We start from the raw sequence: 17085 nt of genomic DNA on the forward strand, positions 1-17085 counted from the left end.
TAATGGTAGAACCACCACAAAACGGAGATACGATTAGTGAATGGTAGTGTTCGGTTATTTTAAGGAGACAAGAATTGATAACCGTAATACATGAAGTACAAACCTGCTGATCTCTACCGAAAAACTACTCTGAACTTCATTTTAGCAGAAAATGCCATTAAATCACTGAATTGAAACCGGTAATTCAATATAACACTACACCTTCCAATTTCTCCATCATATTTGAATCAGTTAAGTCATGACAGGCAGCCTGGCCCGCTGTCACCCGGCCGGATTTAAAACACCCGCCAACTCTCCAATCACAACCGTTATGAAAATTTTGAACTTAAACACACATGATTATGAAACGGGTTATTTTACTAACACTTTCCATCGTGCTGCTGAGCATAGGGTTAGCCCATGCTCAAAGCATTCCATCCACAGGTGATGGTGCCCTACCTTGCAGGTTCAATTGTCAACCGAACGGATGGTATAATGGTTGGTTTTCAAGCGTATCCAAGGCCGGAGGCGAGTTCCCGTGGAGCGGTGCTCCACTACCCGCGCCACCATCAAATTCGGTTGGAGCAGATGGTGGTAAATACTTTGTGACTGCATATTCTTCCAATACGATTGAAATGGGTGCTTATGCATTTATGACAGGTCTCATCCCCGGCCGCAAATACACTGCTAAATGTTATTTGATGTCAGCGAAAGCTGAGTTAGAGAGCGGGATGTCAGATTATGGTGAACAAGGTACGATTAGCACAGTAGGAGCTGCTACGACAATCAACTTTACTAACGGCGGCCCTTTTGGTTCAAACGTCAACCAATGGGTGGAAGCGACTTTGAAATTTACTGCGCAATCTGATAAACAAACATTATCTTTTTCAGCTGAAACACATACAGACAAAGGTGGCTTTATCAATCTGGATTTGAGAGGTGAGTGGCTGACGGCGGATCTATGTGACGCCGGAACCGAGCAGGTTAATGTAAATGCAGTTATAAGTAATATATGCCCCGCAAATACAGCTAACCTAAACTCGGCTCTTCTTTATCCAAATGATTTACCTCCTGGAAATAATGCCTTCATTTGGTATACAAATCCACAGCATACTGGCTCTCCGGTATCGAATCCTGCCGCTGTCCCCGCTGGAACTTACTACGCTTTCATTACGGATGTTGTCAATGATTGCTATAATACTAATATGTCCATCGCGAAGGTAACAGTTGGAATAAACAATTGTCCTACGTGTAACGCTGGTACATCGCAGGTCCAAGTGAGTTCGACAATATCCAACGTTTGTCCAGCTACCACGGCAAATCTAGCCAATGCTGTAACTGGTCCTATACCTCCTGGCACATCGGTGGTATGGTACTACACGCCGAATCATTCTGGTGTGCCAGCAATACCTGGCAATGCAGCTGCTGGCGTTTACTATGCTTTTTTCTATGATTCAGTAAATGGTTGTTACAATACAAACAATTCAACTGCCAAAGTAACTGTAACTATCAACCAGTGTCCTGCATGTGCAGCGGGCAGCAGTGCAGTTCCGCTTAAGGCAACTTCGGGAGAAATCCTTTGTCCAGCGACATCTATCAATCTGGTTTTACAATTCTTCAATGGTCTAATTCCAAGCGGTACAGAGTTGAAGTTTTTTACAAATCCTAATCACACGGGAATTCCTCTTAGCAACGTCAATGTGGGCGCCGGGACATATTATGCATTTTACTACGACCCTGCTAAGAATTGCTATAACCAGGATGTTTCAACAGCGAAAATTGATATTACTTACCGGAAATGCGTGGATCTTACTCCAACACTGATAATTAATGGATTGAGCTTTTCGGAGGGTGCGAGCAGAGATTTCGTAGTGAAGTTGTACGAAATAAATAATCGCGAAACCAATGGAAATGCATCATTCAGGATTACGAAAGTGGGCGGTTTTAACATCACTTATCCAACAGAAAATACCATATCCAATGCAGGAGGTGCGATCCAAAATCAAAATAAGAACTGGACATTTACGGAAAGTGACAACTTTATTACAGCGACTTCTAGCGTCCCTATACCTGCAAACGGAAATGCTACAATAGGGTTCAAAATTCAGCGTAAACCTGGAATCTCGAAGGGCTTAACACAAAATATTACTCCTACTATTCTCACTGGTGCCGGAGGTGATTCGAATTCTAAAAACAACAATTCAGTTACAAGTGTTTCAACCAACTGAAGTCGACAGCTCTTCACCTGAAAGTCGTTCAGGTGAAGAGCAAAATTTGGCTCTTCTTTTATCATTTTAAAACTATCTCTATGAAAACCAAAACATTACTAAAAGTATTTCTCGGCTCATTGCTTTCAATTCCCGCACATTCTGTGCTGGCTCAGGATGTCAGCATTAACATGACGCCAATGCAGCCTTCGATATTAAACAAGACGATGGGCTCTGTTGAGATAAAAATTTGCAACGAGGATCCTGATCCAACGCTTACAGCACCAGCAAACAGATTATGGCCGCTGGTTAGCTTCCCAGACAACCTAACAATTAATGATGTTGTCAATGAAGATGGAACTCCGGTTACCGGGTTCTCCGTTGAAACTATTACCAATGATCCAGGCGATCACAATGTTCGCGTTCTGTATACGCTACCGCTGCCTAACGCCGAGTGTGTTAAGTATTACATCCGATTCACTGGGAACGAAGTAGGAACCGGCGTTATAACAGCAACACTAGCATTCAAAGATGGCCCTCAGACTCCCGGTAACCTGACCGGTAATGATAACAGTACAGCAACCACGCCGGTAGAGATCAACCTTCCGGTTAAGCTGCAAGAATTCAAAGTAACCAAAGAGGGCACATCCGCCCAGTTAAGCTGGGTTACCTCCGAGGAAGTGAATAGCGAAAGGTTCGATGTTCAGAAAAGTAATGACGGTAAAAACTGGAAGACCTTTGAGACCGTCCAGGCTCTTGGAGAAAGCAAAGATTCTTACACTTACCAAGCCGTTGATAACGCGCCATTCTCAGGTGAAAACCTGTATCGCTTGCACATGATTGATAAAGATGGTACCAGTGCGTATAGTGGTATACGTAATGTACATTTCGAAGGAACGCCAATGTCTTTATATCCAAATCCCGTATCCGACGAGCTGATCTTAGATATACAAGATTTAGCAAGTGTTTCAAGCATCCAGATGTTTGATTTGAATGGGAAGGAAGTGTACAACTCCGGTGCAAGTCCGAAGAAGACCATCAATGTTCGTCGCTTGCACGCAGGTGCTTATGTTGTGCGTATTAAAGGTGTAAACGGAGATGAAACAAGCTCTAAAATTCTTGTTGTGAAGTAGTTTGCTTGTGTTTTGCAGGAGGTTGCTCTGTGTGTGGGGCAGCCTCTTTGTTAAAGCTTCAATACAAAATGGAATTGGCGTAACCCTCCGCTATTTTCCTATCACTAACACCTACGATTTACTCGCTAAAATTCAATATGAAAACAAAGTTCTTTTTTATAATTGTGCAGCTCTTAACGTTTCTTGGAGCTTCTGCTCAGGATGTGAAGCCTACGTCTCAGGGGAGTACCTGCCAATATTGTATGCCATCAAACGCGTGGATTAATGATGCTTCAGCTATTTCGTTCAGTTTGTCCGACGAGACAAACTATGCCGGCTTGGCAGGTCAAGCATGGAGTCCTTCGCCAGATGGCCCGGCACCTTCATTTCTGGGATCTTTTCTATCTGCTCAGGGGTTGCCTAACGCTCCCGCAACTTGTCATACCAGCTTGACAGGGCTTACTCCGAACAAGACATACTACTTGCGCTATCATGTAATGTCGTCTAAAAGAATAACCGATGCAAGCTACGGCGAGTCAGCTACAATCGAGCTGGCAACTGTTTCCAATGGAATTGCTACCCCGTTTATAAGTCAAACTACCACCTTCACAGCAGGTGTCAATACAAGTAAATGGATCTCAAAGGTGCTAAAATTTACACCATCATTGTCTAATGTAAGACTAACCTTTACTGGTTCTGCTTCATTCGGCGGATTTTTAAATCTGGACATTGGATTTAATGCACTAACAGAATGTCTGGCGGGAACAGAGCAGGTTAGCCTTAGTGCGGCCACTTTGCAAGCTAAATGTGCAGCAGGGGCAGACCTGACCGCTCTGGTGCAATCAGTAATTGGTAATAATGAAGAAGTTGTGTGGTTTACAAATTCTAACCATACCGGTGTGAAATACAGTGATCCTAAATCTGCAGTTCCTGGGGTTTACTATGCATTTAGATTCCACAAAATTCTTGAATGTTACAATACAGACAACTCTACAGCGCAAGTTACCGTAACGGCACCTCAGCAGGTGCCAATTAGCACTGACAAGGTTACAAATACATGTCCATTTCAATTTGTAGATTTAAATAGCTTGTTTACTGGCTCGATTCCCGCCGGCGCTTCCCTCGAGTGGTTTACAAATGAGCAACATCTTGGTCAGCCGGTAAGTGATGTAAACACAGCTACCTCGGGTACTTACTACGCGTTCTATCATTATCAGGCACAAAATTGCTTTAACACTGATAAATCTACTGCCTCAGTTACAGTTACAATCAACCCTCCTGTGCCTGTAAAGTCTACTGAAAGCCAAATTGTTTGTCCTAAAACTACAGTTAATCTGGTTACAGAGTTTTTCCAAGGATTGATTCCGCAAGGAGCCGAGTTAAGGTTCTTCCCGAACGCTACCCATTCAGGTAGTCCTATTTCGAACATGAATGTCGGCGCAGGTACGTATTATGCTTTTTACTACTATGCAGCTAATAATTGCTATAATCAGGATGTTTCTACCGCGAAATTAGAGGTCACTTACATGAATTGTCCCGATCTTTCACCAACTGTCGGTATTTGAGGCGTTAGTTTTACCTCTGGTGCTCAAAGGGATTTCGTTGTCAATTTGTTTGAGATCAAAGGTGGTACCACGGCAGGTACTATTTCGCTCCGGATAACTAAGCCTGGTGGCTTTACAATAACATACCCGCTTCAAAGTGGAACATCTAATGTGCCAGGGGGAGCTGTAAATGAAAATTCAAAGTGGACGTTTACCGAAAATGATAATTTTATAACTGCTACTTCTCAATCTGTAATTTCTCCAAACGGAAAGGCAGTAGTTGGATTTAAGATCAAACGCAAGGATGGTATAGCAAGCGGAGTAACTCAAAATATAAACGCTACAATTCTAACGGGAGCAGGTGGTGATAGTGATTCTAGTAACAACACCGTTATCACAAGTGTTTCGACTAACTAGCTTTGATCTTAGATAAAGCTTTTAATTATTTATAGTATGACGTTTTGCTCAAATGAGAATACATGAGTTTCTATTTAAACTCAATAGTGTGTGAGTAGTACATATTAAGGCTACCTCAATAAAGAGGTAGCCTTATCTATTTACAATCGTCTAATTGTATTTACGCTGATTACAACCAGTCAAATCCACGGTCATACTTCAATACCACGATGGCCAACGGTGGAAGCGTCATTGGTATGGAATGCATCTTTCCGTGTTTCGGAATTGGGTAGCTTTCTAATTCTTCTCCGCAAAGCAGGTCTGAGCCGCCATATTTCAGGTTATCCGTATTGAAAAGCTCTTTGTAGTAGCCTGGTTTTGGTACACCGACCCGGTAATTGGTGCGGACAACCGGGGTGAAGTTTCCGATAAAAATCAGCTCTTCCCCTGGTATATTGCCTTTCCTGATCCAGCTCAACACGCTGTTTGTGCTATCCTGATTATCTATCCATTCAAAACCTTCACTTGAAAAGTTCTTCTCGTACAATGCCGGTTCTGACTGGTATAACGCATTCAGATCTTTGAGCACCAACTGAATTCCCTGATGTGACGGATTTAAATTCTCATCCCAATCCAGACTGAAATCGTGGCGCCACTCGTGACGTTGCGCGAAGTCTCCGCCCATAAAAATCAGCTTCGCGCCGGGATGACCGAACATGTAACCATACAGAAGCCGCAGGTTAGCGAATTGCTGCCACTGATCACCAGGCATTTTATTAATCAGCGAATATTTACCATACACAACCTCGTCGTGCGAGAGCGGCAAAGTAAATTTCTCCGAAAATGCATAGTGCATGCTAAAAGCCAGCTGTCCCTGGTGAAAAGGTCGGTATACCGGGTCTTTTTGGAAGTAAGATAAGGTATCATGCATCCAACCCATCATCCACTTCATGTCAAAACCCAGTCCGCCGTTTTGGGCAGGCTGGGTCACTCCCGGCCACGCCGTTGATTCTTCTGCAACAGTAAATACATCAGGATAATACTGGTGTACTGCCGAGTTGAACTCTCTGATGAAATCAATCGCTTCCAGGTTTTCCCTTCCGCCATATTGATTCGGGATCCACTCGCCTTCATTGCGGGAATAGTCCAGGTATAGCATAGACGCAACTGCATCAACGCGCAGCGCATCAATGTGAAATTTATCGAGCCAGTAAATGGCGTTGGAGATTAAAAAAGCCCGGACTTCATTTCTTCCGTAATTGAAGATAAAGCTCTTCCAGTCAGGGTGAAATCCTTTCTTTGGATCTGCATGTTCGTACAGGTGGGTTCCGTCAAAGTAGCCAAGTCCGTGCTCGTCAGTAGGGAAGTGAGATGGTACCCAGTCGAGGATTACGCCGATACCCGCCTGGTGCAGCGCATCGATGAGAAACATAAAATCCTGTGGCGTCCCGTATCTGCTTGACGGCGCGAAATAGCCCGTCAGCTGGTATCCCCAGGAGCCGTAAAACGGATGTTCCATCACCGGCATGAACTCCACGTGTGTGAAACCCATATAGCTGCAATACTCAGGAAGTTCGGCCGCCAGTTCGCGATAGGTCATGAAACGACCTTCTTCCTCGTGCACCCGACGCCACGAGCCCATGTGTACTTCATAGATGGAGATAGGCTTTTCCAATGGAGAAGATGCTTTTCTTTCCTGCATCCAATTTTCATCACTCCATTGATAAGACAAATCCCATACAATGGAGGCAGTGCTCGGAGGCGTTTCCCAGTGATACGCATAAGGATCGCCTTTTTCAACCTGGTAACCCGAATGCGAGACAATGAAGTATTTATAATACTCTCCATTGCCTACCCCTGGCACAAATCCCTCCCAAACGCCAGAACCGTCGGTTCTGACATTCAGAGGATTACTTGTCCTGTTCCAGCCATTGAAATTTCCGATAACCGAAACCTCTCTCGCATTTGGAGCCCAAACAGCGAAATAGGTTCCGCTTTGTCCATCTACTTCTGCGATATGTGAGCCTAGTTTGTTGTAAGCGTGATAATGCGTGCCGCCCTTAAACATGTCAATGTCGAAGTCGGAAATTCTTGCAAACGAGGTACTTTGAAGATCAGTCATATTTGCTTGTTTATACAATCGCCGGATCATTTTTTTTCAATATGGATTTGATTCCTCTCAGAGGTACCATTACCCACGATGGCCGGTTGTTAACTTCATAATTGAGCTCGTAAATCGCCTTTTGCAACAGGAAAGTCTGTAACAGAATGTCCAGGTCCTGCTTGCTCGCAGGTATGATCGGGTTGTCTTTGACCGTTTCCAGATATGCTTTCATGAAAAAGCCGCTCATGTAATGATACCATTGCTCCACATAAGGGATCAGTTTGCCGATATCTTCTTTTCTGATCTGGTTATCCAGGAAGAGGCTACCATAAGCTGCGTAATGGAAAGACCGTAACATGCCGGCGACGTCTCTCAATGCCGAGCGTTTCAACCGGCGTTCACTATAGCTTCTGGCAGGTTCACCCTCAAAATCAAGAATGACAAAATCCTTTCCTGTAAACAGTACCTGACCAAGGTGATAGTCACCATGAATCCTGATCTTAGAAGTATCTATCTTGTGCGAGTACACCTTTTTAAGTTCTGCCAGAATTTCGTCTTTCATCTGCAAAACCTTATCAGCCTCTTCTTTCACCTCAGGCGATAGTTTTTTCGCATTGCGGCTCAGGCTCTGAAAAGCTACCCTCACCAGCGATTGCAGCGAAGAATATACCGACCGCTGATAGTGAAGAGAAAATTCTTCCGGCTTGAAATCTTCCGAAGATTTGTCAGAAGCCAGCGCTAAATGCATTTCTGCTGTTCTCACTCCCAGCAATGCAACCTGTTCTGCAACGGGCACATCAAGGAGCGTCTTCAACTCGTCAGGGATATCTTCGTAACCAACCGGCTCTGTAAGTGTTCCCCTTAATTCCGGCAGCTCAACTACATCTCCTAAAAGGATCTTTTCATTGAAGCTATCCAGTCTGTCGAGCATATTAGCCCAGGCGTCTGTCGCATTGGTGACCATTTCCTGCATCATACCCAATATCATAGAGCCATTTCTATGCTTCCATTCAATGGCACCGACGTAAGCCGGAATATTTGGGAAATGCGCCTTGTGCGTCAGGTGCTGGGTTATCTCAACATCAGGATTGATCGCGCGATCAACTTTTCTGTAAAGCTTGAAGAAGTATTTCCCGTCGTAAGTAACAGAGGTATTACTTTGTTCACCCGAAAGTACACGCGGCTTTACGCGCTCGGTTTCCTGAATGTGCGCAGCCAGACCTGCATTACCAGTGAAAAGGATCTCGCTGTCTTTCGCGTGGATCTTTTCATTAGTAGCCATGTTGGTGATCAAAGCCTGCTGCATTTCGAGACCGTACATCGCGTCAAACAACACGCCTTCTTCTTCATCTTTTATCGCGATCCTGGCCACAACTGCCTGCGGGCAATCCTCTTTCACCTTGTAGGAGAAAGGCTCTTTTCCAAATGCCAGCGGGAGCTGATACATTTCCGGCAGATCGTTCTGGTAAGTCGTTTCGAGCAGCAGAATGTAGGCAGGTGGATTATCTCCAAGCGGCATCACTGCGTGCGAAACGATCTTCACGCTGTCCAAACCTTTTCCTTTACCGCCAAACCACCTCATTTTCATCAGGTATGAAGGCAGGAAGGTATTTTCCAGCATATCCACAACCTCTGGTTCTATCAGGTCGCTCCATTTGTCAAGCTGCAACAATGGAAGTTCGTGTACTTCGTCGAGTTCGGGATGTGTTTTCTGTAATACAAAGCATTGACAAGCATAAGCTTCCAGCGTGAAGAAATACGGTGTATTATCCTTAACAGAAGGAAATTTGTTCTTACTATAAATTTCGACTGGCTGAAATCCCTTGTACTGGTCAAGATCCAGCTCAACAGGCTGCGGGAAGCGGGATAAATTGGCAATCACGAGCATTGTCTCGTCCTGAAAAGTCCTCGTAAACGCCAGTACCTTCGAGTTTTCCGAGTTAAGGAATTGAATATCGCCACGGCTGAATGCTTTGTACTTTTTCCGGGTACTGATCGCCCGCTTCATCCACCAGAGCAGTGAGGATGAGTTGCGCGATTGCAGCTCCACGTTCACAGCCTCGTAATGATATTGCGGGTCAAGAATGGTCGGTAAATAAAGACGCTGCGGGTTTGCTTGTGAAAATCCTGCATTCCTGTCCGGGCTCCATTGCATAGGTGTTCTCACACCGTCGCGGTCACCCAGGTAAAAATTATCTCCCATTCCGATCTCGTCACCATAATAGATAATGGGCGTTCCCGGGAAGGTAAATAGCAGCGAATTCAGCAACTCTATTTTCTTCCGGTTATTCTCCATCAATGGAGCTAACCTGTGACGAATACCGAGGTTAATGCGCGCCTTGGGATCTTTTACGTACACTTTGTACATGTAGTCCCGCTCTTCGTCAGTCACCATTTCGAGGGTCAGCTCATCGTGGTTTCTCAGGAAGATACCCCATTGACAGTTATCCGGAATAGCTGGTGTCTGATCAAAAATGTCGGTGATGGGGTAGCGATCCTCCATTTGCAGCGACATAAACATGCGCGGCATAATAGGGAAATGGTAATTCATCTGGCATTCGTCGCCGTCGCCGAAGTACGCGGCAGAATCCTCCGGCCACATATTCGCCTCCGCAAGCAGCAGGGTGCCCGGATAACGGTCATCTACATACTTCCGAAGCTTTTTAAGGTATTCGTGTGTTTCAGGCAGATTTTCGCAGTTGGTACCATCGCGTTCAAACAGGTAAGGTACCGCGTCCAGACGGAAGCCGTCAACACCCATTTTACACCAGAAATTGATGATCTTGAAAATCTCTTCCTGAACCTGCAGACTGTCATAGTTCAGGTCGGGCTGGTGATGGAAGAAACGGTGCCAGTAGTACTGTTCTGCCTCGCTGTCCCACGTCCAGTTTGATTTCTCGTAATCCTGAAAAATGATCCTCGCATCTTTGAATTGCTTCGGATCGTCAGTCCAGACGTAAAAGTTTCGGTGATCGGAGCCTTTCGGCGCTTTTCTTGCCCGTTGAAACCATGGATGCTGATCCGAAGTGTGATTGATAACCAGCTCAGTGATAACCTTTAGACCACGTTTGTGTGCCTCTTTCAGGAATGCTTTAAATTCATGAAGATCTCCATAGGAAGGATTAATGCTGTAATAATCAGCAATATCATATCCATCATCCCGCAAAGGTGAAGGGTAAAATGGGAGCAGCCAGATTGCTGTTACGCCCAGATCCTGTAAGTAATCGAGCTGTTCCATCAGGCCCTTGAAATCTCCAATACCATCGCAGTTTCCATCCTTAAATGCCTTGATGTGCAGCTCGTAAATGATTGCATCCTTATACCAATGCAGGTTCTTTTCAAGCACTCCGTTCTTATATTCCATGGTTGTCTCAGTTGAGTGGTTCGATTTTAAAAATGTGTGCCGGCATCTCGTAAGGGTTCATTTGCACGTAATTGTACTCTCCGTGCCAATCGTAAAGCTCACCGCTCAGCATATCGCGTACACGGTAACTTTGCTCCCAATGCATGCCCAGTTTGTGCAGGGGTACTTTGATGTTCGCACCCTGCGTATTAAAGAAATCAAGGTTCACCGCAATGATCAGCAGGTTGTTACTGAGCGGATCTGCTTTGGTGTAGCAGATAACCATATCATTACTGGTTTCGGCGAAGTTGATGTTCCAGGTAGTTTGCAGCGCCGGATTCTCCTTCCTGATCTTATTAACCCTCGTGATAATTTCTCGTGTACGGCTGTATCTGTCCCAGTCCCAATGCTTGATCTCGTACTTTTCGTTATCGGTATATTCCTCTTTACCAGGATGCGGCGTGTTGACACCATATTCGTAGACAGGCCCGTATAAACCGTAGTTTGAAGAAAGGGTAGCCGCCAGAATAAACCGCGTGATATGCGCATTCTCGCCTCCTTCTACCAGGTGGTGCGGGAGGATATCCGGTGTATTTGGCCAGAAATTAGGGCGGAAGTAGTACTGCTGATCTGTTTTCGTCAGTTCATTCAGATACTGCTCAATCTCCCATTTACTGTTCCGCCAGGTGAAGTAGGTATACGATTGATTGAAGCCGATTTTGGCCAATCTCTCCATGACGCGGGGACGTGTAAATGCCTCTGCCAGAAAGATAATCTGCGGGTTTTCCTTTCGTACTTCGCCGATCATCCATTCCCAGAAGCCGAATGCTTTTGTATGCGGATTGTCAATGCGGAATATATTCACGCCTTTTTCTATCCAGAACTCGATTACGCTTTTCAGCTCCTGCCAGAGATTTTCCCAATCCTGCGTTTCGAAATCGAAAGGAAGGATATCCTCATACCTTTTGGGAGGGTTTTCTGCATATTGCACAGTGCCGTCAGGGCGCCACTTAAACCATTGTGGATGTTCTTTCACATAAGGATGATCAGGCGCGCATTGATATGCAATGTCCATAGCGACCTCAATCCCCAGCTTTTTTGCCTCTGTAACGAGTTCAACGAAATCCTCGATTTCGCCCAGCTCGGGATGTACGGCTTTGTGGCCGCCCAGCCTGTTGCCAATCGCCCAGGGCGATCCCGGATCTGTTTCTGAAGGTACCAGCGAGTTGTTTTTTCCTTTTCTTTTCATCTCGCCTATCGGGTGGATAGGAGGGAAGTACAATGTGTCAAAACCCATTTTGGCTACTTTCGGAAGCAGCCTGGTAACATCCTTGAATGTACCGTGACGTTCAGGCTCCGGTGATGCGGATCTTGGGAAAAGCTCATACCAACTGCTGAATGCGGCTTTTTTTCTCTCCACTTCCAGTTGGAAGGTTTTTTGAAAGACTGTAATGCGATCCGTATACCTGATTTTCGACATAGCAGCCGCAATCTCGTCACTGATCGCCAGGTTCACCGCCGCCTGATGGTCGGTGCTGTTGTTAAAGAATGCAATCCATTGCTGAAAATCCGCGGTATCCTGGCTGTTAGCCAAAGCGCTCGCTTCTTCAAGCAATTCTATACCGATTTTGATTTCAACAGCTATATCCTGGTGTGCGTCGTATTTTTTGACGAGCCCTTTTTTCCAGGTAGTAAAATGATCAATCCAACCTGTAAATTGATATTGATAAAAGCCCTCTTTATCGGGAGACCAGGTTGCTTCCCAATGATCGTTGCCGGTGAATTGCATCAGGACTTCATTCCAGTTTTCTTCGGATTCGTGCTTGTAAATTACAGCGGCAGCCACCACGTCGTGACCGTCACCAAACACATCAGCCGAAAAATCAATGCTCTCACCTATGGCACGTCTTGCCGGGTATTTTCCAGCCTCAACTTGGGGACTAACATTGGTGATTACCACGCGTTTTCTTCCGTCCTGGTTGCTCATCGATCTTATTTTTAGTTTCTCATTTTGCTGAATGGACTATCAAGCAATCAAAATCATGCCTGCAGAAATGGTTTTTTACAAACCCATCCAGGCAAAAGTATACGTTTGACGGACATTGTGTACGTATACCATTTTGAAAATGAAACTTTTAACCTGCTTATCGGTTAAATAGATCAGTTGAGGTCGGAGACCGTGTAGCGCTGCTGGTAAACGCGCTGTAATGCAGATTTTATTTCCTCATATCGCAACGGCTTGGCTATATAATCATCCATTCCGGCCGAAAGACAGATCTGCCTGTCTTCCTGCATCGCGTTCGCGGTCATAGCGATAATGTAAGGTTGCGGGCCTGGTTGCCTGCGGATAATGCCCGTCGCTTGCAGCCCATCCATTTCCGGCATCTGGATGTCCATGAAAATGAGATCGTAAGCGTTTTTTGCAGCTTCCACAGTAGCTTCTTTTCCGTTTCTAGTCACTACGGGCTTATAGCCGAGCTTGGAAAGCACCGTTACAAACAACTTTTCATTGATCGCATTGTCTTCCGCCATGAGGATCGTGAGGGGGTATTCGGCAGCGAAGCTCGTTGCTAGCACATTTTGCGCAGTTGCTTTGGAGTCAGAGGTAGTAACCTGTCTGGAAAGCTGTTTTCTGACCACTTCACCGAGCTTCTGGTGTTTCACCGGTTTGGTCAAAACAGAAGAGAATATGCCGGGATAGTTCTTGCGCGTCTCATCGCCCATTGAGGTAAGCAGCACGATAGGCAACTCGGGATACCTGCCCCTGATCTGCTGGGCAAGCTCTACGCCGGTCATACCAGGCATGTTCCGATCGGTAATTACCAGGTCTATTTTGTGTTCGGCATTCAGCATTGAAAGCGCCTCCTGCCCCGATGATGCCAGCACAGGTACCAGTTTCCAGTATTTAAGCTGTGCTTCGATGATGCGGAGATTGGTTTTGTTATCGTCAACAACCAACACCTGTTTGCCCGCATTTTCGCTTCCGTCTGTTGCTTCTGAAAGCTCGCCGGTATCGAGTCCGGCCGTAGTTTTGATAGTGAAAAAGAAGCTTGTGCCTTTCCCAGGCTCACTTTCTGCATAAATTTCTCCGCCCATTAATTCAGTCAACCGCTGGCTGATTACCAGGCCGAGACCGGTACCGCCATACTTGCGGCTATGTGACGAATCCACCTGCGAGAATGCTTTGAAGAGCAAATCGAGCTTTTCATGTTCAATACCGATCCCGGTATCCCGAACCTGGAATTTTAGTTTGAATTCGGGAGTTTGCTGCGCCGGGCTTTCCCGCGTTACATTCACGAGGATTTCCCCTTTATGCGTGAATTTTACAGCATTGCTGACCAGATTGATCAGGATTTGCCTCAACCTGAGGTTGTCCCCGATAATCTGGGAAGGGATATCAGGATCAATCTGGTACACCAGGTCCAGGCCGAGATCAGCCGTTTTTCCGGCGAAAATCCCAAGTACCTCTTCAATGCATTCGTGCAGGTCAAAGGATTTATGTTCGAGCTCCATATTGCCCGACTCAATTTTCGAGAAGTCCAGAATGTCGTTGATCACGGTCAACAAGCCATCGCCGCAACTGATGATCGTCTGGGTATATTCAGACTGCTCTTCTGTCATCTCGGTTTGTGAAAGCAGCACCGCCATTCCTAGGATCCCGTTCATCGGCGTGCGGATTTCGTGGCTCATTGTGGCCAAAAAGACACTTTTTGCCTGATTCGCTTTTTCGGCTTCTTTTCTTGCCTGCAGTTCGTGAATGTTCTTCTGCTGCAAATCTTCATTGAGCTGGTGTAAATTAGCTGCTTGCTCTTCCAGTGCCTGTTTCTGTCGCACAACTTCTTTGGTACGCTGAAATACCTTTCGCTGCAAAACCTGCTTCTGATTTTTTATAACCTTTACCCTTGCTTGATAAAGCAGGTAAATGCATGCCGCAGCAACAAGCAAGCCCAAAATCCGGAACCACCACGTTTGCCAGAAAGGCGGGATAATGTGCAGCCGGATCGATGTACCCGTTTCATTCCATACGCCGTCATTGTTGGAAGCTTTGACGTGGAACAGGTAATCGCCGGGGTCAAGGTTGGTATAAGTCGCTTTTCTTGTCGTATTGGAGAAGATCCAGTCTTTGTCAAACCCTTCCAGCTTGTAGGCGTATTTGTTTTTGCGGGGTAATGTGTAATTCAGCGCCGAAAACTCGAACGAAAGCATCAGGTCTTCATGAGAAACGGTAATGTCCCGCGTCTGGGTAATGTGCCTTGACAGCACCGAACCATCGCCTACATTCACCGACTGATTGAAGATCTGAAAATCTGTAACATAGATCGGCGGGATGAATTTATTGTAACGAATGCTGTCAGGATGGAAGATATTAAGTCCCGTTTGCCCGCCAAAATACATCTTCCCGGATTTATCCTGATAGCTCGCCATCCTGTTGAAGGAGGTTCCCTGCAAGCCGTCGCTGATATCGAAGTTGCGGACACTTTTGGTAACAGGATCAAATCTTGACAAACCATTATTGCTGCTGATCCACAACATTCCGTGCGTATCTTCCAGAATGCCCCAGATCAGGTCGCTGGGAAGCCCGTCGCGCTGGGTGAATGAGGTAAAGACCTTCGTTTTTGTATTTAAAGAATTCAAACCCCCGTTGGTACCGACCCACAAATTTCCCTTACTGTCTTCCAGCGTACAGTTAACGAGGTTGTTGCTGATTGTCTTGCGGTTTTTCGGGTTATGTACAAAACGTGAAAAGGTGTTTGTTTTTTCATTGTAGAGGTTCAATCCTCCTCCTTCCGTGCCCAGCCAAAGCCGGCCGGCTTTGTCCATATATACAGAAGGTACCACGTCATTACTGATCGTTTCTGGATTGCGAGGGTCATTTTTGAAGGTAATGTAAGAGTAGTCGGCTTTGCTGAACCGCAGCAGTCCGGCGGAGCTCCCGATCCAGATGTGCCCTTTGCGGTCGTCGACCATGGCGTAAATATTCGCGGTAATCGGTTTGAGGCTGCGGTTATTATTCAGGTTGACAAACTTCCCGGTGGTTTTGTCAAAGAAGCTTAATCCGCCTTTGTAATTCCCGATCCAGATCTTTCCTTCCTGGTCCCGGATCACGGAGGTGATAAAGTTGCTGGCAACGGATGCATTGTTTCCAGGCACGTGCATATAATGTTTGAAGCTGCCCGTTTCGGGGTCCATTACGTTGACCCCGCCGCCGTCGGTACCCAGCCACATTTGTCCGGTCAGGTCTTCGGCAAGAGAAAGTACATTGTCGTTGTTCAAACCCTGCTGTACCGCCCCGCTGCCTCTGAACCTGCTGAATTTAAGCGGTTCATGATCCAGGATATTCACACCTCCGCTGAAAGTACCCACCCACATCGTGCCGTTTTTATCACAAAACATCGAGTAGATCGATCCATTATTGATACCTTCTGCATTGGCTTTGCTGAATGCATATTTTGTGAAGGTTTCGTCTTTTTCGAGAATGTTGATACCCCCGTTCCGCGTGCCTATCCAGAGTCGGCCGGCTTTATCTTCTTCAAAAGACAGAATATCATTATGTGAAATGCTCTCAGGCCTCGCCGGATCATTGCGGAACTTCTTGAAAGTCCCGTTCAGCCGGTCGAGCATATTCAGCCCGCCGCCTTCCGTAGCGATCCAGAGATATTGATTTCTGTCTTCATAAATGCTGTTGATCTCACCCGGACCCAGTGAGGTTTTGTCCGCAGGATTGTGTCGGTAATGCGTAAACTTGCCGGTTTTAGGGTCGAGTTTGTTTAATCCGCCCGACAATGTTCCAGCCCATACCATTCCTTCACTGTCGGCAAGCACACTTCTTACGTAACTCTGGCTGATCGAATTCGGATCCGTAGGTTTGTGTCTGTAATGCGAGAAGCGCTTTTTTACAGAATCGTAAAAACTCAGCCCGTCAGCGGTCCCTATCCAGATGCGGCCCGACGGGTCCTGTGCAATGGAGGTGACTTTGTTGTTCGCCAGGCTTCCTGCATTCCCGGGGTCGTGACTAAAATTGGTGAAACTGTCCAGCTGGTAATTGTAAATGCTCAGCCCGCCATCATTCGTCCCGATCCACAACTTTCCTTTATTATCCTCGAATAATGCCGTAATGTAGCTGTGGGGGATACTTTTAGGATTTTGCGGGTCGTGACGGTAAACCGTAAACCGGTATCCGTCGTACATATTCAGTCCGTCCTGGGTGCCAAACCACATGAAACCGCGCTTGTCCATGACAATGCAGTTCACATTATTCTGAGAGAGGCCCAGATTGGTCGTAAGGTGGCGAAAAGGACGATTTCTGGCTTGGGCGCTGGAATCGGAAAATGCAAACGTGAGTATAAAACAAAGCAGCAGAGGTATTTTCATTAGCAATCAGCACCTAATTAGTATTAGT

The 17085-nt window shown here is 46.0% G+C and carries 8 protein-coding genes; 4 read left to right on the top strand and 4 right to left on the bottom strand.

The features are described from left to right. Positions 1–341: 341 nt before the first annotated feature. The 4 genes from AC1XTG_RS08145 to AC1XTG_RS08160 all read left to right on the top strand — a co-directional run bounded on the left by AC1XTG_RS08145 (position 342) and on the right by AC1XTG_RS08160 (position 5259). Entirely contained in the window at positions 342–2207 is a 1866-nt protein-coding gene (locus AC1XTG_RS08145) for a hypothetical protein (protein ID WP_484841611.1), read from the top strand. 80 nt (positions 2208–2287) lie between these two features. Next, entirely contained in the window at positions 2288–3319 is a 1032-nt protein-coding gene (locus AC1XTG_RS08150; RefSeq protein WP_484841612.1) for a T9SS type A sorting domain-containing protein, read from the top strand. Between the two features lie 137 nt (positions 3320–3456). Continuing rightward, positions 3457–4863 carry a hypothetical protein gene (locus tag AC1XTG_RS08155; RefSeq protein ID WP_484841613.1) on the top strand — a complete coding sequence of 469 codons (1407 nt, stop codon included), beginning with the start codon at positions 3457–3459 and terminating at the stop codon, positions 4861–4863. Between the two features lie 45 nt (positions 4864–4908). Then, positions 4909–5259: a hypothetical protein gene (locus tag AC1XTG_RS08160; protein ID WP_484841614.1), complete on the top strand. Its 351-nt coding sequence runs from the start codon at positions 4909–4911 to the stop codon at positions 5257–5259. Between the two features lie 169 nt (positions 5260–5428). On the opposite strand, the gene glgB is transcribed toward AC1XTG_RS08160, so the two are convergent. The 4 genes from glgB to AC1XTG_RS08180 form a co-directional block, all read right to left on the bottom strand. Next, a complete protein-coding gene (glgB, locus tag AC1XTG_RS08165) occupies positions 5429–7360 on the bottom strand; it encodes a 1,4-alpha-glucan branching protein GlgB (RefSeq protein ID WP_484841615.1) in 1932 nt (643 codons plus the stop codon). A gap of 10 nt (positions 7361–7370) precedes the next feature. After that, the gene (gene treS, locus AC1XTG_RS08170) at positions 7371–10706 is read right to left on the bottom strand and encodes a maltose alpha-D-glucosyltransferase (protein ID WP_484841616.1); all 3336 of its coding nucleotides are present in this window, start codon (positions 10704–10706) and stop codon (positions 7371–7373) included. Positions 10707–10713: 7 nt separating this feature from the next. Beyond that, positions 10714–12672 (bottom strand): alpha-1,4-glucan--maltose-1-phosphate maltosyltransferase, encoded by a 1959-nt coding sequence (locus tag AC1XTG_RS08175; protein ID WP_484841617.1) that lies wholly within the window; start codon positions 12670–12672, stop codon positions 10714–10716. 173 nt (positions 12673–12845) lie between these two features. Continuing rightward, positions 12846–17057: a two-component regulator propeller domain-containing protein gene (locus AC1XTG_RS08180; protein WP_484841618.1), complete on the bottom strand. Its 4212-nt coding sequence runs from the start codon at positions 17055–17057 to the stop codon at positions 12846–12848. Positions 17058–17085: the final 28 nt, after the last annotated feature.

It is taken from the genome of Dyadobacter sp. HNCC25DJ183 (genome assembly GCF_056895175.1).